At 48.7% G+C, this 20,490-nt stretch carries 16 protein-coding genes and 5 pseudogenes; 12 read left to right on the forward strand and 9 right to left on the reverse strand.

What is annotated here, in order from left to right; all coding sequences use genetic code 11:
* Positions 1 to 268: pseudogene (locus EX31_RS15245) on the forward strand (IS110 family transposase); the annotation flags it as partial.
* Positions 269 to 341: 73 nt separating this feature from the next.
* On the opposite strand, the gene EX31_RS15250 reads toward EX31_RS15245, so the two are convergent.
* Positions 342 to 824, reverse strand: coding sequence for a hypothetical protein (locus EX31_RS15250; protein ID WP_051931048.1), 483 nt, complete (start codon positions 822 to 824; stop codon positions 342 to 344).
* 249 nt (positions 825 to 1,073) lie between these two features.
* Between EX31_RS15250 and EX31_RS15255 the strand changes: the two genes are divergently transcribed.
* Positions 1,074 to 1,499 carry a hypothetical protein gene (locus EX31_RS15255; RefSeq protein ID WP_037035478.1) on the forward strand — a complete coding sequence of 142 codons (426 nt, stop codon included), beginning with the start codon at positions 1,074 to 1,076 and terminating at the stop codon, positions 1,497 to 1,499.
* 591 nt (positions 1,500 to 2,090) lie between these two features.
* Here the strand turns inward: EX31_RS15255 and EX31_RS15260 are convergent.
* The 7 genes and pseudogenes from EX31_RS15260 to EX31_RS25800 all read right to left on the reverse strand — a co-directional run bounded on the left by EX31_RS15260 (position 2,091) and on the right by EX31_RS25800 (position 7,859).
* The gene (locus EX31_RS15260) at positions 2,091 to 2,324 is read right to left on the reverse strand and encodes a hypothetical protein (protein ID WP_037035479.1); all 234 of its coding nucleotides are present in this window, start codon (positions 2,322 to 2,324) and stop codon (positions 2,091 to 2,093) included.
* 298 nt (positions 2,325 to 2,622) lie between these two features.
* Positions 2,623 to 2,856 carry a hypothetical protein gene (locus tag EX31_RS15265; protein WP_037035523.1) on the reverse strand — a complete coding sequence of 78 codons (234 nt, stop codon included), beginning with the start codon at positions 2,854 to 2,856 and terminating at the stop codon, positions 2,623 to 2,625.
* A gap of 48 nt (positions 2,857 to 2,904) precedes the next feature.
* Complete coding sequence (locus EX31_RS24975; RefSeq protein ID WP_051931050.1) at positions 2,905 to 3,489, reverse strand: plasmid partitioning/stability family protein; 585 nt, start codon at positions 3,487 to 3,489, stop codon at positions 2,905 to 2,907.
* A gap of 1,454 nt (positions 3,490 to 4,943) precedes the next feature.
* Positions 4,944 to 5,222: a ribbon-helix-helix domain-containing protein gene (locus tag EX31_RS15275; protein ID WP_037035480.1), complete on the reverse strand. Its 279-nt coding sequence runs from the start codon at positions 5,220 to 5,222 to the stop codon at positions 4,944 to 4,946.
* Positions 5,222 to 5,857: an AAA family ATPase gene (locus EX31_RS15280; RefSeq protein WP_037035481.1), complete on the reverse strand. Its 636-nt coding sequence runs from the start codon at positions 5,855 to 5,857 to the stop codon at positions 5,222 to 5,224. Before EX31_RS15280 ends, EX31_RS15275 begins: the two co-directional genes overlap by 1 nt.
* A 365-nt stretch (positions 5,858 to 6,222) precedes the next feature.
* Positions 6,223 to 6,644, reverse strand: a pseudogene (locus EX31_RS25795) (GNAT family N-acetyltransferase); the annotation flags it as partial.
* A 33-nt stretch (positions 6,645 to 6,677) separates the two neighbouring features.
* A pseudogene (locus EX31_RS25800) lies at positions 6,678 to 7,859 on the reverse strand (ISL3 family transposase).
* A 496-nt stretch (positions 7,860 to 8,355) separates the two neighbouring features.
* On the opposite strand from EX31_RS25800, the pseudogene EX31_RS26360 reads away from it, so the two are divergent.
* Positions 8,356 to 8,667: pseudogene (locus tag EX31_RS26360) on the forward strand (DNA polymerase V subunit UmuC); the annotation flags it as partial.
* A gap of 779 nt (positions 8,668 to 9,446) precedes the next feature.
* On the opposite strand, the gene EX31_RS15295 reads toward EX31_RS26360, so the two are convergent.
* A complete protein-coding gene (locus EX31_RS15295) occupies positions 9,447 to 10,496 on the reverse strand; it encodes a RepB family plasmid replication initiator protein (RefSeq protein ID WP_037035482.1) in 1,050 nt (349 codons plus the stop codon).
* Positions 10,497 to 11,304: 808 nt separating this feature from the next.
* On the opposite strand from EX31_RS15295, the pseudogene EX31_RS26365 reads away from it, so the two are divergent.
* The 9 genes and pseudogenes from EX31_RS26365 to nifE all read left to right on the forward strand — a co-directional run.
* Positions 11,305 to 11,486: pseudogene (locus EX31_RS26365) on the forward strand (hypothetical protein); the annotation flags it as partial.
* A gap of 312 nt (positions 11,487 to 11,798) precedes the next feature.
* Complete coding sequence (locus EX31_RS15300) at positions 11,799 to 12,449, forward strand: hypothetical protein (RefSeq protein WP_037035483.1); 651 nt, start codon at positions 11,799 to 11,801, stop codon at positions 12,447 to 12,449.
* 92 nt (positions 12,450 to 12,541) lie between these two features.
* A protein-coding gene (locus tag EX31_RS15310) for an IS3 family transposase (RefSeq protein ID WP_156106976.1) occupies positions 12,542 to 13,662 on the forward strand; the annotation gives its coding sequence in 2 pieces (ribosomal slippage) (positions 12,542 to 12,800 and positions 12,800 to 13,662; 1,122 coding nt in all).
* A 234-nt stretch (positions 13,663 to 13,896) separates the two neighbouring features.
* Positions 13,897 to 14,772: a nitrogenase iron protein gene (gene nifH / locus EX31_RS15315; RefSeq protein WP_014333921.1), complete on the forward strand. Its 876-nt coding sequence runs from the start codon at positions 13,897 to 13,899 to the stop codon at positions 14,770 to 14,772.
* Between the two features lie 73 nt (positions 14,773 to 14,845).
* A complete protein-coding gene (nifD, locus tag EX31_RS15320; RefSeq protein WP_037035485.1) occupies positions 14,846 to 16,294 on the forward strand; it encodes a nitrogenase molybdenum-iron protein alpha chain in 1,449 nt (482 codons plus the stop codon).
* Between the two features lie 56 nt (positions 16,295 to 16,350).
* Entirely contained in the window at positions 16,351 to 17,919 is a 1,569-nt protein-coding gene (gene nifK / locus EX31_RS15325) for a nitrogenase molybdenum-iron protein subunit beta (protein ID WP_037035486.1), read from the forward strand.
* Positions 17,920 to 17,994: 75 nt separating this feature from the next.
* On the forward strand, positions 17,995 to 18,210 hold the full coding sequence (gene nifT, locus EX31_RS15330) for a putative nitrogen fixation protein NifT (protein WP_014333918.1): 216 nt from the start codon (positions 17,995 to 17,997) through the stop codon (positions 18,208 to 18,210).
* 14 nt (positions 18,211 to 18,224) lie between these two features.
* Positions 18,225 to 18,899, forward strand: a complete 675-nt coding sequence (locus tag EX31_RS15335; RefSeq protein WP_037035487.1) for a NifB/NifX family molybdenum-iron cluster-binding protein — start codon at positions 18,225 to 18,227, stop codon at positions 18,897 to 18,899.
* 171 nt (positions 18,900 to 19,070) lie between these two features.
* Positions 19,071 to 20,444 carry a nitrogenase iron-molybdenum cofactor biosynthesis protein NifE gene (gene nifE, locus EX31_RS15340; RefSeq protein WP_037035488.1) on the forward strand — a complete coding sequence of 458 codons (1,374 nt, stop codon included), beginning with the start codon at positions 19,071 to 19,073 and terminating at the stop codon, positions 20,442 to 20,444.
* Positions 20,445 to 20,490: the final 46 nt, after the last annotated feature.

The raw sequence follows: 20,490 nt of genomic DNA on the forward strand, positions 1-20,490 counted from the left end.
CTGGGTTCACTGGCGATGGCAATGTGCGAAGTTCGTCAGGCAGACCTTTGTTGAATGGGCTGCCAAGACGGTTAACTCATCATACTGGGCCAAATTGTATTATCAGGGGCAGCGAGAAAAGGGAAAATCTCATCAATCCGCGATCCGGGCTCTGGCATTCAAATGGCTAAGGATCATTTACCGCTGCTGGAAGACCAGAACCCGCTATGACGAAGCGAAATATTTGCTGGCACTGGAAGAGCGAAAATCGCCCTTACTGATGCCGTAAAAAACTTGTCGAATGTCTCAGGGCGTGAAGCAGACGTTCAAGTTATTCTGTCCAATGCATGACAGTCCACGAATCAAGGAGTGAAGTCAGACCGGATTAATGCAATTTTTTCAGATACATTCTCGATAAGTTGCAAACAGCTTTCGAGAAAGGAATCATCAACTTTTATTAGCCCCTCAATTCCGGTTAGATCTCCTTCTTCAAAAATTGGATTTGATGGAGTTCCTACTACGAAATGAACTGAATGAATTTTACTGACCAGGGTTTTATAACTACTCCCTTCCCCATGCTTTAACGCGTTGACTGCGAGATAGCAGTTATGAAAATCCTCTTTTAACGCGAATTCACTTGCATTTTCGAGAATTGCCTCTGCCTCTTTAAAACCGTTACTGCAATTTAGTCTTCGTTGCAGATGAGCTTCAAAAACTGAAAACATTCCTACTACATGAATCATCCTTTGCAGGTTGAGCGCTTGTAAGTTTTTTATTAGTGGGGTAGAACCCGTTTTCGACAGTAGCGCCAATGATTGAGATTGAGATTCAGCTTCATTTATCATCGACAATGAAAAATGAGTACATCTATATGCAAGCTCGTAAAAGTTGTGCTTTTTTTTGTCTAGCCTTCAGATGAGTGGTTACTGCTTTTAGCATAGCTTTTCGATTCAATCCTTATCATTTTAATCTGGCTCCCCCTGCACGGTTAGGTATTTCCCTCGCCGTATTGGATGCTTAGGTTATTCCGTCCAATAGACAGGCTGTTCACTCCAAGATAGTATAGATTTATAATTCAATCTTTAGGTACACTTATGAGTTCATCTGCTTTTGTCACCGTTGTTACTGGAGTAAGCGTTTTTGTTCTTGGTCAACTCATCGTTAAGGGGGCTATTGAACCTTACATTTCATTCAGGGAACAATTGGGAAAAATATCAAATCTGTTATTGCTTAACCAGGCAAAAATAACAACTCCTTGTTCTGACATAAACCCTGAAATCATCCATGATTTGAAAAATTCCGCAGCTCAGTTAATGGCGAAGTATTCAGCCTTGCCTTTCTATATCAAAAAATTCCATATCGGCTTGCGCCTTGTTCCATCAACGTATGAAATTCTTGGATCGGCGCAAAATTTGAATTTGATAGCAAAAATACATGAAGGGAAAAGCAAGGAAAGCACATGGGAACACATAGCCGAAATTGGACGTATGCTCAAAATCCCAACCACCTATTCTCCTTAATCTCCGCGCCGATCTGAACGTTCAGGTAATTCTGTCCAGTAATCCCGCCTTTATCCTCCCGCTTCTGTGAATAAAACATACTTGGTTCCCCTGTTCCAGTATCTGCAGTATTGATAGCTTTCGCATCGTAAAAATCGTTCTTTTCCACATGGACGAATGAGCACCTTCGGAAAGAATTTCTAGTGACAAAGTCAGTCAGATCGGAATTAATCATATTTACTTTAATGTGTAACTTCAAATCGCGCTGTTTCTAAAAATTATATGTCCGCTGTTCGCTCAAAGCAGACCTTCACTTTCCCTGTCCTTCGAAAATGGCCCTTTTAACCCTGATCTGCGCTTGCAAGTTAAGAGGGTATCTTATGCGAAAAGCCGCCAGGGAAAGGACCGGCGCAGAAAGGTACACCGACTTATCCCCCGCGAATACCGAAGTTACTCAGTGAATCTGTGGATAACCGGCTGCGGTTTGAGAATGAGGCGGTAGCCTGCGAGGGCCGTCGCGGTACCCGAAATGAATGGCAGCAGGACACCGGCCAGGCCGGCCCCTGAGGTCAGACGATGAATGAGGATGACATTCTGTTCGTCGCGAGCAGATCAGCGATGGCCACGATGTTCTTCAAGCAGATCAATCGCCTGCTGCATCACACCAGCCGTATAGTTGTCCTCAATGATTTTCGCGTAAGTCAGCCGGTCGGCCAGGCATTCCACCAGGGTATCGTGACAGATTTCGTTACCTGTCAGAAAAATGCGGGTCGCTGCGTCAGCGACGGCATCTTTGACGTCCGAGAAGAAAATCAACTCTTTGGGAAAGGGGGAATTAATGACCATTTCATGTCTCCGGCGGTGTTAAATGCCCCCCTTAATCATGCGTCCGGGTTCTGATGCCGTCCAGCGCGACCGGGCCGTCGTCTTGAGAATGTCGAAAAGCGGTAAAAAAGGCCCTCCAGTAAAGACCCGCAACGCTCGCCGCAGACTCGGCTGAGGCGTACCACAGCACCGCGAGGAACGAACAGCCGCGACGAGGAAGCGTCATATCGTCTGCAGCCAATGTGAAAACCGCACACTCCCGGCCTGATGTCGCCATAAAAAAACCGGCACATAGGCCGGCGGAAAGTGATGATCGGTTTTACTTACGGTTTTTCTTCCAGGTTTCAGAAGCCAAAAACGCCGCGCGCACCACCACAATGGCCCAGCACAACTGCAGGAGTATCTTCACGGGCACGCTGAATCCGTCAAATATCAGTAGCGGCACGATAAACAGGCAACTGATGAGAAAACACCACTCCGCCGCGCTTTTGCGCGCCCTGCCCGTCAGCGTCTCCAGTCCGATGATCCCCTTGCATAACAGCATGAATGACATGGTTTTCTCCACAAATCTTCCGGCACGCCGGAGGGCTTCAGTCTTTTTTCAGCATGCGCTTGAAATTAGTTCGGGCTTGCCCTTCCCCTTCCGTACTCCCGGTGGGTTCCGGGAGCACTGAAGGGGCAGGCACCTCGCCAGCGCAGGCGGCAATGACGTCCTGAATGCTGGCCGTCGTGGGCTGCCATCCCGTCGTTTGCTGAATAATACCCACCAGCTGTCGGCGGTCAGCTGGCCATCGAACAGCATGGACAACAGATAAGGCAGACGCTTATCCAGCTGGTATAACACGCTTCCGCCCACGATCGCCGCCCGGAAAAAATCACCACGGGTGCGCAGGGGAACGGACTCGATAATCTCCATCGCCCTGGCATCCTGACTGTCGTCTTCAGGGTGCAAATAGACGGTCAGTTTCTTACGTTTGTCGGTCACGGATAGCGCTCCTTGGAATTTAAGTAAAACAAGTTCGCGAACCAACGCCGTCTGGAGGTCATTGACGACAACAATGCGTTTAGGAGTCAGTTTCCAGGCACGGCGCAAAGCGACTTCAATCAGCGGCATATCACCACCGACCAGCCACACCAGGTTTAGGGCATAAACAATCTGCTCTTCGGTGAATCGTGACTTTTTCATCGGCACCACCTCCGTTCAGGGGACTGTTTATCATGCCGGAATTCTGTTTCTGAATGGAGCAGGATTTTGGGTCATGGTCACCCCTGCCCTGCTGCCGTGAAATTGTTGTTTAGGACAAGATTGCGTCTCTATTGTCGCATAACCATGCACACAGTTTCTGACAAACATTTCTCTTATTTTCAAAGGTATGATTGATGAAGCAGCTATTTACCCGAGAAATTGCGGATACAGACAATATGAAATAATAAGTATGAGATATGAGATGTGAGATGTGAGATGTGAGATGTGAGATGTGAGATGTGAGATGTGAGATGTGAGATGTGAGATGTGAGATGTGAGATGTGAGATGTGCCATATAATCTCACACGGGGCCTAATGACAAACAAAATGTTTAATAAATATTAAATCACACTTCATAAGTGCGAAATTATATTTCACTTCAATTTGCTGCTCCCATCCACCCTGGTAACGCGCTAACTTTACTAACTCGCATCAGATTTACTACATTGAATCTCAGCCTGGACATCATAAGTGCTAATAATGAATTCACAAGTATGAATTATGCGGCTTCGCGCAACCGACACAGCACAGACTGCGGAGGATTCAATGAGTCATGTTAAAGCAGATGCCTTGCCTCAAGCTAGGAATTGCTACCTTTTATCTCTTCAGATACATGAGTGCATTCCACACATATTCGAAATAAGTATGAAGTATTACCTATGAGGTTATCCTCATAATTCACATGTGTAACATATGTTTGATCTCACAAAGGGAATACTATTCTGTGGGCGTGCGCCATCATAAGTAATATTTCATAAGTGCTACATATTAAATCATCAGTAATACAGGGTCCAGATGTAGCCTTTGCTAGATTAGCCCCTTCTCATTGCTGCTTGTAGGTTCTCTGTAAAATCACCAAACAACATAACCCATAGATTTCATAATTCACAATTAGGAAGTGATAAATAGCAAAGATGAATTATTCGGTCTAATTCTATCAATGAAAACAATGCATAAATGACGTTTATTGCAACACGGACTTACCAGAACCGAACAAGATAAACTTAGGTGTGAGGTGTGAGGTGTGAGGTGTGAGGTGTGAGGTGTGAGGTGTGAGGTGTGAGGTGTGAGGTGTGAGGTGTGAGGTGACATTCTGAATTTAGTATTCAAATAATCAACTCTAAACGAGAGTTATCAGTGTGAATTATTACGGAATACTTAATACAGCAAATTGAATCTACTGATAGCTAAAGAATTATAAGGTTACGCTCCACACATAATTGTCATCAAAAACATAGCAACATGATTGATTTTTTTCAGAAATTATCCGGATCGGAAAGATGGAAGGAAACATAATTGTGAAGTATGAAGTGCGGATTATCAGGTGCTAATTGAATACAGCAGGGGAGGGCGCTGGATTTCAAAAAGAAGCCCAGCGGTGCTTAAGTATGAAATCATATTTTTTTGAGATACGCGTCCAGAGCATCGCGAATGATAGCGCTCACACTTTTCGGCGCAATACCGACGCGTTTGTTATACAAGGCCAGGTCTTCAATTTCACGCAAGGTATTCTGAGGCAGAGAAATAGTCGTCCTGGTCAATATTTCTGGTACAGGTTCTACAACTACTTTCTCATCGCCATAGGGACGGTCAGCTAATCTGTTCGCCAGAGCATCCGCTTCTGCTTCAGTAACTATTCGGCGATTGGTGAAAGGGGGTTTTTTTAAAGCCATTAAAATACCTCATTCAACAGAGCAAGTACTTCAGACTTGGCTTTTTCGTTAGATGTTTCCAGGACAGATTTACCTTCAGACATCACATCTCGGTAAACCTTTCGGTAACATGCCGTCGCGCTCAAAGGGATCAGTCCTTCGAATTCGCGGACATACTCCAAGAATTCATGCCGTTCGTTTCCCTGAAGGAGCGGATTTGTAGTGGCCATACTTTGATAGCAATATGCCTTAAGCTCTGGATTTAAATCCCGCATGCTTTCTAACTGCTGCTGAAGCTCAACCATCGTATCCAGATCCAACTGAGAGCATTGGTGCGGAGCAATGATCTGATGAGCTACGGTTCCGCCTGTAATCAGCTCACGGCTGTTTCGGCCGGCAACATCCACTATAACGTGATCAAACCTCTCATCAAGGCTTCTGAGTGTTTGAGATATGTTGTCTCTTTTCTCAATCAGAGTAATGGAGGGGGTAAGGCCTGCAGCTTCCCGTTCGGCATACCACCTTGACGAAGAGCGTTGAACGTCAGCATCGACCAGACACACATCCTTGCCCCATAAGGCCAAACCCACAGCTATATTGACTGCAGTTGTTGTTTTCGCGGCCCCACCTTTATTGCATCCAACAATCGTGATCATTTGTCACCCGTGATATCAAAAGTAGTATTTCTTAGATAATAACTCACAAAAGATAAATGTGAAGTGATATCGACTAATTATTATGTGTGAATTCATACTTATTATTTAACTAAAGCATAGTGAGCATCGCTCAATTGAAACCGCGAACGTGATTGAACAGGGAAGAGACAAAATCAAAATTACTTGTTTCCCTGCTGATCAGTTGCCTAAGGCTTTTCTTGGGTGCAACCCTTAACAAGCTGAAGAACCCATGGTTACACGGTATTAATGAGGGTTTTCCCCTGTTGTGGTGGGTACTCCAGAGCTGTCCTTACATTTGAGAATAGCAACTCACTAAACAGTAAGTTGCTGTACGACTCAGAGTGTTTTTTCATGAATATGCGGCTGGTTCCATCAGGCAAACAGCCAATATTCCCTAATTCTTTCCAACCATTTTTCCTATAGAAATCTGTTACTTGAAAGCTGATTGTATAAAGGAATGCCGCAACACAGCCTCTTTGCCGTCCTTCTTCTTCAAATCGTTTTAAACGCTCATTCCCGAGTCCCTTTGACCTTAGTTCAGGGGGGCAGATAGATAAAGAAGATCTATGAACAATAAGCCCAAGGATGAACGGCCCAACATTCCTCCGAGGATCTTCCCACTGCTTATACCCCGGATAACCACAGATAAAGGTTTACGATCGCTGATACCGGTCATGTGGTCGTTAAAGTCATTCAAACCCTCTTCGATTGGCATCAAATATTCTGGTGTAATACTTTCTGAGACATCTATTCTGATTTCTTCCATTTAAAACCTCTCATTATTGTTTTTAATTGCTAATCACCAGCCCATGCCCAGCTTCCCGTAGTGAAACAGCACACCCAGCTTGAACCGTTCTTTATTTCTGAAGACACGAGACTTGATCCGGAGTAGGCGGATTTTGCTGTTTAGAGATTCCGCATTGCCGTTTGATACCCGGTTTCTCATCGCATTCAGGATGCCGTAAAGACGCTTTGCCACCATCTGGCCAGCGCTGGCCATTAATGGTATTCCTATGTTCTTCGCCATTATCATCCATTCCTACCACAGCCTACGGCTATGGACATCATAGCGACGGTGCCATAGGTTACGGGCAAGCTCTTTCATTACCCAGCACTGGCTCGTTTGGAGTAACACCCGCCGAGCAACTTCTTACCTCTCGACCCGGCGCGCGAGCGGTTTTGTTTGCTGTAAAACCACAGGTAGCGTGAGCAGTGGGCGTCTTTCCTGTCTGACGACGGGATCTGTTTCATCTCAGCCTGACGGGTTTTATCAACGACGGCGCACAACATTTTTGCCACATGGAAGTGATCGAAGACGATTTTATCGACGGCATTGGGGAGATAGATGAGGGCTGCACTGATATAGGCCATGTTCATATCCATAGACAGCGTTTTTATCTCATCAAGCTGATGGCCTCACAGGCTGCGCAGATAACTGGCAAAACTCTCTACACCACGATTATCAGCCAGTTGCAAAGCACGTCCCTGCCTGTCAGAGATAACGGCGACGTACTGGCGTTCTCTTTTGAAGCCGATTTCATCAACGCAGAGATGACGGGCCGATAAAGGTTATTTTATCCGGACTAAGCCTCGTTTGACTGCGCGCATCATGATACCGTCCACGGCATTCAAGCTGAGTTTAAGCTGTTTTCTTACCGCATCCACGGTGCTGACTTTCAGCTATGAGAGAACAAAGGCTTCGAACAGCAAAGTGTAGCGGCTGCCTGACCTCGCACAGAACACAGGCAGTGTCTGGCAACCGTGCTCGTGGCAGTCAACGTGGGGGACATCAGCCTCAACTAGTGTGGTGAACTGACAGGTATTGAGGTGACGCCATTTGCGACGCTAGTGATCATGTATGGAGCAGGATTTACCGCAGGTTGGAAGGGCAGTTGTGTGTTTTCAGCAATGCTGACAATGAACCAGATTTTTCATCAAGGGAAAGGGATTATACCTGCCACGGTGCGGACTGATGAAGGATATGGGCTTAGAGGGACTTTTCGTCCATGGCAGACTCCTCAGTAAATCAAGACTGCCATCATAATGCCTTTAGCCACCACAATCGGGGATGACCCATTAATGAACAGTATTAAGTAAGTGTTCATTATGGATATCTTTTACCCAACCCCTGACCCTTTAATGCGTTTGATCCTATTCTTTAAGGATAAGGTTCAGGATGGTTTTCCTTCCCCAGAAGTTTTCCCATATAGGCTTTGTTGTCAATCAGCAAAAGCATTCATCTAATCGTCATTTATCATTAAGTTGGATGTGCCGATTAACCGTTAAGCATAACAATTATCAGCAAGAAGCGAGTACCACAATGGCTATGCATACGACGGCATAATTGTGTTTCGCACAAGCTAGGAGATGAGATGAAACTAAGCCTAAATTCTTAAGATCTGTGATGAAAAAACAGCAGCTAAGGGAAGCAACGTTGGTCTGTCCTTTTACGCTTTTTTACGAATAAAAACGATGACCTAGAGTTACTTGATGCTACCACACAACTGATACGCAAACATTTCAATATTGTGCTGGAACGTACCGCCCGGGAGCTGTGCGGCGAACCTTGTCTGGAGCTGAAAGAATTTGCACAGACACGAATCGTTTGCTACAGGTCATTCGATGATCGCGTATCAGAATACGATTTGATACGTGAGGCAATCTGCAGCCATGCAATACGTGCCGCCGAGAAACCCCAGGGCGAACATCAGTATTTCTGACATATATCAGCATTCATCAAAACAAGCCCATTTTTAATAAACGAAGTCTACTTTGGGAAAACAGCGAACAGCTCATGGCAGTTCTCGATGGAATTAATCACAGCGGAAAAGGGCACGTATGGTTCGAGGAACAGGGTATCCGGAGATGAAACGCCAAATGCTATCCCCTACATAGATCAAACGCTTCAGTGACCTCATGCGCGTTAAATTCTAGAGAAGTGGTTTACTGATAAGGCTTGATCAACCCGAGTTGTTAGTGTCAGTTGCTTACAGCTTCCTTTGTTACCTGCCGCCAATGGAAGGTATTGCATTTTCCTCAGCAATCCCATGGGGATGAGAGGACGATGTTCATTATCTCATCACAAAAGTGACACTGTCTCAAAACAGTTTAAAGCTATAACCCAGACATTATGCGACAAGTTAGCCTATGCACGATAGAGAGAAAGAACCACTGTAGTGAGTAAAGACATCGGAAACCACTGTAGAGAGGAAAAACCACTACAGTGAGTAATATCCACTATGGTGAGTAGAAAACACCTAGAATTGAAACAACCGCTGTGAAGAGTGCCAACCACTATAATGAGTAATTAAAAGCATCCATCTTTTAGTTAGTAACCACTGACGTATATGCTATATGGGGTTTCAGGTTAGTAAGTACTAGGGGGGGTTAGCGGAGATCATCTGAATAACCACTATAGTGAGTAAAGAATGCAGTTCACAGTGGATAGGATATTTCGTGATGGAAGCTTTTACTGATTACAGTGGTTAGTCGGGTTTCAACCGTAAATATGAAAAAGCCTGCCATCACTGCAGCAGGCTTTAGGGCAATTAACAGCAAGAGATCAAAACTATTTCTTTGACTGGCGAAGCTGTTCCAGTAACTCAAGTTCTTCTTTAGTCAGCATTACCATCTCACGAGGCATAGCTAATTCCGCATCCCTCTCTGCCGGCACATCAATGATGTGTTCGTCATCCATTATATCGTAAACATCATCACCTATGCCCGTAGGTATTTGCGCAGGGCGTAACTTTGGCCGCCTATAGTGGATACAAAAATACACTACCTTACCGCGCTTAACTTCAGTGTAATCAAGATACCCAATCGCCTTTAACTGCTCCATAGCCTTGCGTACTGTCGCATTCTGAGTGATGGCTCGAGAGGTCAAATTTAGGCGGGCACGCAGGCGAGACATAGATATGGGAGCAGGATCTGTCGGAAGGCTTTCAATGAACGTATACAAAGCCTGAGCAGACTCCTTGCGGGAGAGTTCGTTGATTGCCCTGAGCTGGAGAAGAACTTTCTTATCAAACTGATACAACTCGAAGATCTTCGGATCCGCCTGCAACTCGACAGCGTCCTTTTTCGGACTATATTTTGCTGACTGAACAAGGTGAGTTACGTAGTAATCCCCCTCTTTATTCGAAAACGAAAGGGTGTTAGTGGCTATACGTTCAAGTGAGGCCTCCAGACGCGCCCTGAGCTTCGCAGAAGAGCGTGCGGATGGAATCCCACACAACTTAGCGAATTCTACAAATGGCAGGTATACAGAGTCTCCCAGGACCTTATGCTTAGCAAAGGCATGAATGATCCCAACCCAGGTCTTAAAATCGTTATCCATATCAAGCCGGGCGCCGGTGATCTTGATGTTCTCATATCCCTCAGACTTCACGATCGAAAGCTGCTTCAGCTCAGAGGTGACATCCATTGAGTTCATCTGACCTTTACGTCCACGTGCTGTGGACTTCAGCGTAGGTACAAATAAGCCCAACCGCATCAATGCTACAGGCTGAACGGTGTTATTGCTGTTAGGAACCAGAGTAACAAGTTCACCTGTTCGCTTATCGGTTTCAGAGAATGCTTTAACTATCTCTATGTTTTTAGGCTTATTTTCAGACATTATCAGCTCTCACATTGAATGTGGATAAGAGGCTCTAGGTACACAATACAGTGGATACTATCACTCACTATAGCGGTTTTACTACAAAACACAGTGGTTAGTTTGCTTTTTATAGTGGATGTTTTACTGACTACAGCGGTTAACGATCATCGTTTACTCCAGATATGACAAGGCCTGGAAGGCTACGGGGATCTCTTTGGGTCTTATAGGTTCTATAAGGATCTTATTATTGGATCGAACCAGAGGATAAGTTAAAAAACATGACATTAAGTTTTCGAGTAGAGATCAACGTAGCACTGAAGAGCCGGTACTGGGGCAGTGCATAAAATGTGTACATAATTTTGGATTATAAATCAACTCATCACCTTTACTATAAATTTCAAATGGTTAACCAATCTCAATTAACTAAAAGTTATGTACAGCTATATTGATGATTTACTCACTACAGTGGTGTACAGTCACTCTCCAGCGAAGTTACCTAGCTGTCTATAGTGGTTAACATGCTTAATATAGTGGATGTTTTACTTATTACAGTGGTTGGCAATACGGTTTAAACCCGTACAGGGCAAGGCCTGTAGCTGAGCTGGGATCTCTTTTGATCTATTAGATGATCTATAAAGGATCTTATTATTGGATCTGGGCGGTGGAAAAGTGGATAAATCACTTAAAAATTACGTTCAAGGCTGGTATGTAGTGATGTGATGGACGTCCCTCACTCTTTGTAAGTCTTACCATACTTTTACTGACTGCATTAGGAATGGGGTCAATCGTGTCGGAATTCTTTTTCTGAACGGGACAGGATTTTGGGGTAGGGTCAATGGGATATACCGATGACGAATACTGCGAGCGGAAAGCCGAACAGCATAAAGGGGTGCGGACCTGGGATTACTGCAGACAGACCCACCCCGTTGGCCACAGGAGCTGGATAAACCCTTTATCAATCATTTATACGGGGTAATGTTGAATCTGGAAGGTGTGAAAAACGAGTGATTAGACCCTGACTCTAATGCCGCCTCCCTTAAAGGAATTGCGCACTTTGGGCTTAATCGTCATCGGGGGAAACGCCTTTAGACAGCTTGGAAAAAATTCCGGATTTTTTCAGTCATGAACGAACGTTCCCTAAGGACAGCACTAACAAAGAGTTAACCGATAAGTACTCAAAGCAAGTCTTGAAAAGTAAGAAAAATTGCGTCTACACTGACATGAAGAATTATTGTACACATGCCTAATGTGTCATTAATTGCTGCGCTCACATGACAAATATCGGTATTCAATTTTAAACTTGATGTTTAAAGAGAAAAGATGAAGATTAAAACATTACTCACATTAGTGGCGATAATTATATCTAGCAATGCCATCAGCAAGGAAAACAAAACTGATGATGTGTTAGAACTTAATAATGAAATCGTTTTATTAAAACTTAATGATGGCAGTAAGGTGCAAGTAAAAACGTGTGATGAATATGTCACCTTGCGTAAGGCAGGGAAAAAAATTGTTGGATATCCAGGCCGCAATCCTCAGGAGTTAGGCGAGGCAACCCGAAACTTAGACGAATGCTTCATGAAAGCTTACGCCACAGCGAAGGGGTGGCAAGACGTTAGCGCGACGACACAGCCTGTAAGTATCAAGGATATTGTCGAACATTTTCCTGCTGAACTCGCCATGAAAACGTTGAGCATTGTTGATATCAAAGCCAAAACTATCAGTGATACGGCGACAGACTGGAGCATGACAGATAATGGGGCGTACATTTCAAAAACAAATAAAGTGGGTTACTTCCCTTTTACCACCCATAATTATGTCGATCAAAAAGGTACTGTGCATCTATTCCTCACACTTGCGAATTTTAAAAATCCAGAGGATGTTTGGGACTTTACGAGTTATCAGGTCATATCTCAAACCTCGCCGGTTTGGGACGTTAATAAAATAGACGTTAACAGTCCTCTGAAATAAACATTAAGTTTTATTCTTATTTTATGTAGCCCACCTCGTTAACCTGCTCCCCGATGTTAGTAATGTCTTCATAAGCCACATGAGGACACCCCATGAAGAAGCGTTTTTCCGGCCAACAGATCATCAGTATTCTCCGCGAGGCTGAAGCCGGGGTTTCTGCCCGTGAACTCTGCCGCAAGCATGCCATTTCCGACGCCACGTTTTACACCTGGCGTAAGAAGTATGGCGGTATGGAGGTGCCTGAGGTTAAGCGCCTGAAGTCGCTTGAGGAAGAGAACGCCAGACTCAAGAAGCTGCTTGCCGAAGCCATGCTGGATAAGGAGGCGCTGCAGGTGGTTCTTGGGCGAAAGTACTGACGACAGACCAGAAGCGGGAAGCCGTGGTGTTGATGTGTGATGCAACCGGTCTGTCGCAACGTCGAGCCTGCAGACTCACAGGTTTGTCCCTGTCGACCTGCCGCTATGACGCTCATCGTTCACTTGCTGATGCGCATTTATCAGGGCGCATCACTGAGCTGGCACTGGAGCGCAGGTGTTTTGGCTACCGCCGCATCTGGCAGCTGCTGCGCCGTGAAAGGCTTCATGTTAATCACAAGCGCGTGTACCGCCTTTATCATCTGAGCGGGCTGGGCGTAAAACGCAGACGACGTCGTAAAGGGCTGGCAGCAGAACGTCTGCCGCTGCTCCGCCCGGCGGCGCCGAATCTGACCTGGTCGATGGATTTCGTCATGGACGCATTGGCTACCGGTCGCAGGATCAAGTGCCTTACTTGCGTGGATGACTTCACGAAGGAATGCCTGACGGTCACTGTTGCCTTTGGGATTTCAGGTGTGCAGGTCACGCATATTCTGGACAGCATTGCGCTGTTTCGCGGCTATCCGGCTACGATAAGAACTGACCAGGGGCCGGAGTTTACCTGCAGAGCACTTGCCCAGTGGGCTTATGAGCATGGCGTGGAGCTGCGGCTTATCCAGCCCGGCAAGCCGACACAGAACGGATTTATTGAGAGTTTTAACGGACGCTTTCGCGATGAATGCCTGAATGAACACTGGTTCAGCGACGTCAGTCATGCCAGGAAAACTATCAGTGAATGGCGTCAGGATTATAACGAGTGCCGCCCGCACTCCACGCTGAATTATCAGACGCCGTCTGAATTTGCCGCGGGTTGGAGAAAGGGTAATTCTGATAGTGAAGGATCCGACATTACTAACTGAGCGTTGTATCTAATCCTGGGGGCAGGTCAGACCTTTACACACAAATGTCCCCGGAACCCGCCATCTGTTTGTTTGTTTTACAACAAACTGTACGCAGATTGTTCTATCTGCTTCTAATACTTCCACCTCATCAAATTAAAATTCTTTATTTTTCAATGATATCTATGTTTTGGCATCGTGGTACGAACACTGCAATGACCTGTACGTCAACTGGACACTACAGGAGAGAAAACGATGGCAATGCGTCAATGTGCAATCTACGGGAAAGGGGGTATTGGGAAATCCACCACCACCCAAAACCTTGTAGCGGCTCTGGCCGAAATGAACAAGAAAGTCATGATTGTCGGCTGCGACCCTAAGGCTGATTCCACCCGCCTTATTCTGCATGCGAAAGCACAGAACACCATCATGGAAATGGCCGCTGAAGTGGGTTCCGTGGAAGATCTGGAGCTGGAAGATGTGATGCAAATCGGCTATGGCGGCGTGCGCTGTGCGGAATCAGGTGGCCCTGAGCCTGGTGTGGGTTGTGCCGGACGCGGGGTGATCACCGCCATCAACTTCCTCGAAGAAGAAGGCGCATATGTACCGGATCTGGATTTTGTGTTTTACGACGTATTGGGCGACGTGGTATGCGGCGGTTTCGCGATGCCGATCCGCGAAAATAAAGCGCAGGAGATCTACATCGTGTGCTCCGGTGAAATGATGGCTATGTATGCCGCCAACAACATTTCCAAGGGCATCGTGAAATACGCGAAATCGGGCAAAGTTCGTCTGGCCGGGCTGATCTGTAACTCCCGCCAGACGGACCGCGAAGATGAACTGATCATCGCGCTGGCTGAAAAACTTGGCACACAAATGATCCACTTCGTGCCGCGTGACAACATTGTGCAACGCGCTGAAATCCGCCGCATGACGGTCATCGAATACGACCCGACTTGTGCGCAGGCAGATCAGTATCGTGCACTGGCGAACAAAATCGTCAACAACACCAAAATGGTGGTGCCGACGCCGGTCACCATGGATGAGCTGGAAGCCCTGTTAATGGAATTCGGCATTATGGAAGAAGAAGACCTGACCATCGTCGGTCGTACCGCCGCCGAAGAGGCGTGATTTCGTCCCCTTTATCCAGAGATGCACAGACCTGCGGGAATGTGCACCTTTTCAGGCAATCAGCGGAGTCTTTATGACCAGTGAAACACGCGAACGTAACGAGGCGTTGATCCAGGAAGTGCTGGAGATCTTCCCCGAGAAGGCGCTTAAAGATCGTAAGAAACACATGATGACCACCGACCCGGCGATGGAATCTGTCGGCAAGTGTATTGTCTCAAACCGCAAATCGCAGCCGGGCGTGATGACCGTGCGAGGCTGCGCTTACGCCGGTTCCAAAGGCGTGGTCTTTGGCCCGATCAAAGACATGGCACACATCTCCCACGGCCCGGTTGGTTGCGGCCAGTATTCCCGTGCCGGACGCCGTAACTATTACACCGGCTGGAGCGGCGTAAACAGCTTCGGCACCATCAACTTCACCAGCGATTTTCAGGAACGGGACATCGTATTTGGCGGCGATAAAAAGCTCGACAAATTGATTGACGAACTGGAGATGTTGTTCCCGCTGACCAAAGGCATTTCGGTGCAGTCGGAATGTCCGGTCGGTCTGATCGGTGATGACATTTCTGCCGTCGCCAAAACCAGCAGCGCCAAAATCGGTAAGCCGGTCGTGCCGGTACGCTGCGAGGGTTTCCGCGGTGTGTCGCAGTCGCTCGGCCATCACATTGCTAACGATGTCATCCGCGACTGGGTGCTGGATAACCGCGAAGGCAATGAATTTGAAACCACGCCTTACGACGTGGCTATTATCGGCGACTACAACATCGGCGGTGACGCCTGGGCCTCACGTATTCTGCTCGAAGAAATGGGGCTGCGCGTGGTGGCGCAGTGGTCCGGCGACGGCACGCTGGTGGAGATGGAAAACACCCCGAAAGTCGCGCTTAATCTGGTGCACTGCTACCGCTCGATGAACTATATCTCCCGTCATATGGAAGAAAAACACGGCATTCCGTGGATGGAATACAACTTCTTTGGCCCGACCAAAATTGCGGAATCTCTGCGCGAAATCACGGCGCGTTTTGACGATACCATCCGGAAAAATGCCGAAGCGGTGATTGAAAAATATCAGGCGCAAACGCAGGCGGTGATCGACAAATACCGTCCGCGTCTGGAAGGCAAAAAGGTGCTGTTGTATCTCGGCGGTTTACGTCCGCGCCACATCATCGGGGCGTATGAAGATCTGGGAATGGAAATCATCGGTACCGGCTATGAATTCGGTCATAACGATGACTACGACCGCACCTTACCGATGCTCAAAGAAGGCACGTTGCTGTTCGACGACCTGAGCAGTTATGAGCTGGAAGCGTTCGTTAAAGCGCTGAAACCGGATCTTGTCGGGTCAGGCATCAAAGAAAAATACATTTTCCAGAAAATGGGCATGCCGTTCCGCCAGATGCACTCCTGGGATTATTCCGGCCCTTATCACGGCTACGACGGTTTCGGCATTTTTGCCCGTGACATGGACATGACGCTGAACAATCCGGGCTGGAGTCAGCTGACCGCCCCCTGGTTGAAATCGGCCTGACAGAGACGACAAACATTCCGTCAGTTCACAGATTTGTGGCGCGGAAGGAGAGAAACATGAGTCAAGATCTTGGCACCCCAAAATCCTGTTTCCCGCTGTTCGAGCAGGATGAATACCAGAGTATGTTTACCAACAAACGCGCGCTGGAAGAAGCACACGGCGAGGCGAAAGTGCGGGAAGTGTTTGAATGGACCACCACGCAGGAATATCAGGATCTGAACTTCTCGCGTGAAGCGCTGACCGTCGACCCGGCGAAAGCCTGCCAGCCGTTAGGCGCGGTGCTTTGCGCGCTGGGTTTTGCCAACACGTTGCCGTATGTCCACGGTTCACAAGGCTGTGTGGCGTATTTCCGTACCTATTTTAACCGTCATTTCAAAGAGCCGGTGGCCTGTGTTTCCGACTCAATGACCGAAGATGCCGCCGTTTTTGGCGGAAATAACAACATGAATGTCGGTCTGGAAAACGCCAGCGCGCTGTACAAGCCGGAAATTATTGCTGTCTCCACCACCTGTATGGCGGAAGTGATCGGTGATGACCTGCAGGCTTTTATCGCTAACGCCAAAAAAGACGGATTTGTGGATGCCGGTATGCCAATCCCGTATGCCCATACACCGAGTTTTCTGGGCAGTCATGTCACCGGCTGGGACAACATGTTTGAAGGCTTCGCCCGTACCTTTACCACCGACGCCACGCGGGAATATCAGCCGGGCAAACTCGCCAAACTGAACGTGGTGACCGGTTTTGAAACCTATCTCGGCAACTACCGGGTTATCCACCGCATGATGAGCCAGATGGGGGTCGAATGCAGCGTCTTGTCCGATCCGTCGGAAGTGCTCGACACCCCGGCTGACGGGCATTACCGCATGTATGCCGGCGGCACCACGCAAACCGAAATGCGAGATGCACCGGATGCCATCGACACCTTGCTGCTGCAACCGTGGCAATTGCAGAAAACCAAAAAAGTGGTGCAGGGCGACTGGAATCAGCCGGGCACCGAAGTCAGTGTGCCGATTGGCCTGGCGGCGACCGATGCCTTGCTGATGACGGTAAGCGAACTGACCGGCAAACCGATAGCTGACGCGCTGGCGACTGAACGTGGCCGTCTGGTGGACATGATGCTCGATTCCCACACCTGGCTGCACGGCAATCGTTTCGGTTTGTACGGTGACCCGGATTTTGTGATGGGCATGACCGCATTCCTGCTGGAACTGGGATGTGAACCGACCACCATTCTCAGCCATAACGGCAACAAGCGCTGGCAGAAAGCTATGAAGAAAATGCTGGCTGATTCGCCTTACGGACAGGACAGCGATGTGTATGTGAACTGCGACCTGTGGCATTTCCGCTCGCTGATGTTTACCCGTAAACCGGACTTTATGATCGGCAACTCTTACGGAAAATTCATTCAGCGTGACACGCTGGCCAAAGGCGAACAGTTCGAAGTACCGCTGATCCGTATCGGATTCCCGATTTTTGACCGGCACCATTTGCACCGTCAGACCACCTGGGGATACGAAGGTGCGATGAGCATTCTGACGCAACTGGTGAATGCGGTGCTCGAACAGCGGGATCGCGAAACCATGAAGCTCGGCAAAACCGACTACAACTTCGACCTGATCCGCTAATACCCTCGCCCCGTCACTGAACTGTGCCGGGGCTTTTCTCTTTACCGCCGGGGCGCGTGTCGCCGGGAGGGGCTTATGCCGATGGTTATTTTCCGACTGCGTAATAACAGTCTTTATTGCTATATCGCGAAACAGGATATGGAAGCCAAAGTGGTGCAACTGGAGCATAACCATCCGCAACAGTGGGGCGGACGTGTTTGTCTGGAAGGAGGAAAAGCCTATTACGTGGAACCTCAGCCGGGCATTCCGTCGTTTCCCGTCAGCCTGCGGGCAACACGATCAGAACTGTGAGAGGAGTGAATCCGATGTCAAAAGACGAGCTGCTGTTCTGGCGTTTATTCGCCGTGGTGCAATTATTCCCGGAAATCCCGCCGCCGGAGGTGCTGGCCTGGCTGACACAGGGCAGTCGCGAAAGTGACGGCAATATCGGGCTGGCGCATTTACAGGCCATGAGTCTGGAAGAACTGGAGGTGACATTTCCGGGAGATGCCGGAAAGGTGACGATCAGCCGCTGGCAGTCGCTGATGAGCTGCCTACAGGGGCAACTGCCACCGCATCTGACTCTGGCTGAAAATCGCCGCCAGCCACAGCAGTTAAGGGTGGCATTTTCATCTTTGGACGGCATCACGGTGAACGGTCATTTTGGGCAGTCGCATCTGTTTTTCATTTATGCGTTCGACAGCGACGGGCCGTATCTGATGGCGCTGCGCCGTACGCCGGTATCGCCCGAAGGCGAAGAGTCCAATGAAACCCGTGCGCGGCTGATCAGCGATTGCCATTTGCTGTTCTGTGAGGCCATTGGCGGACCGGCAGCGGCGCGGGTCATCCGCCATAATATTCATCCGATCAAAGTGCTGCCCGGCGTGAGCATTGCGTCACAGCTTGCTGCGCTGCAACGCATGCTGACCGAAAACATGCCGCCGTGGCTGGCGCGCCGGTTAGGCAAAAGTAATCCGCTGGAAAACCGTCTGTTCAGTTAACGTCCCTCTGCGGGGCGCGGTCTGCGCCCCGACATCCGTCGTCTCCTTTGTTTTCTTTGTGTCGTTTGTCATAAACACGACAATGAGATCCTGTTTAAAATCAGTAGGTAATCCGCTGGCCTGCTCCTTGCAACCTTCACCCTGATATTTATCTGTCATGACGAGGTTGCGATGAAGGCAAAAGAGATTTTGGCGCTGATTGATGAGCCAGCCTGTGAGTATAACCACAAGCAGAAGTCGGGTTGCAGCCTGCCGAAACCGGGCGCGACGGCAGGCGGTTGTGCGTTTGATGGCGCGCAGATTGCGCTGCTGCCGGTCGCGGACGTCGCGCATCTGGTACACGGCCCGATTGGCTGTACCGGCAGTTCATGGGACAACCGTGGCAGCCGCAGTTCCGGGCCTTCCATCAACCGCATGGGCTTCACCACCGACATGAGCGAGCAGGATGTGATCATGGGGCGCGGCGAGCGACGCTTATTTCACGCCGTGCAGCACATCGTCAGCCATTATCATCCGGTGGCGGTCTTTATTTACAACACCTGCGTACCGGCGATGGAAGGGGATGATGTTGAAGCCGTGTGTCGCGCCGCATCGGCCGCTGCCGGTGTGCCGGTTATTTCAGTCGATGCCGCCGGTTTCTACGGCAGTAAAAATCTCGGTAACCGCATTGCCGGGGACGTGATGGTCAAAAAGGTGATCGGCCAGCGCGAACCCGCGTCGTGGCCGGAAAACTCACCGATCCCCGCCGGACACCGCCACAGCATCAGCCTGATTGGCGAATTCAATATTGCCGGCGAATTTTGGCACGTTCTGCCGCTGCTCGATGAACTCGGGATCCGCGTGCTGTGTAGCCTTTCCGGGGATTCCCGTTTTGCTGAAATCCAGACTATGCACCGTGGCGAAGCCAACATGCTGGTGTGCTCGCGGGCGCTGATCAACGTCGCCCGCAAAATGGAAGAGCGTTACCAAATCCCATGGTTTGAAGGCAGTTTTTATGGCCTGCGTTCCATCGCTGATTCCCTGCGCACGATCGCCGTGCTGCTCAAAGACCCGGATTTACAAGCGCGCACAGAACGTCTGATTGAGCGCGAGGAGGCGGCGACACATCTTGCGCTCGCGCCTTACCGTACGCGGCTCAGCGGGCGCAAGGCGCTGCTGTATACCGGTGGCGTGAAATCCTGGTCGGTGGTCTCGGCGTTACAGGATTTAGGCATCACGGTGGTCGCGACCGGCACCCGAAAATCAACCGAAGAAGACAAGCAGCGTATTCGCGAACTGATGGGCGAAGACGTGCTGATGTTCGACGAAGGCAATGCCAGAACCTTGCTCGACACCCTCTATCGTTTCGGCGGCGACATCATGATCGCCGGGGGCCGCAACATGTATACCGCGTACAAAGCCCGCCTGCCGTTCCTGGATATCAATCAGGAGCGCGAGCATGCGTTTGCCGGTTATCACGGGCTGGTGAATCTGGCCGAACAGTTGTGTATCACCCTGGAAAGCCCGGTCTGGGCGCAGGTCAACCGTCTGGCGCCGTGGCGCTAAACAGACACATTGTGAGCGATGTTTCGACTCATTGTTTTGGAGACTG

The sequence above is a fragment of the Rahnella sp. WP5 genome, assembly GCF_000745615.1.
GTDB lineage: Bacteria > Pseudomonadota > Gammaproteobacteria > Enterobacterales > Enterobacteriaceae > Rahnella > Rahnella aceris.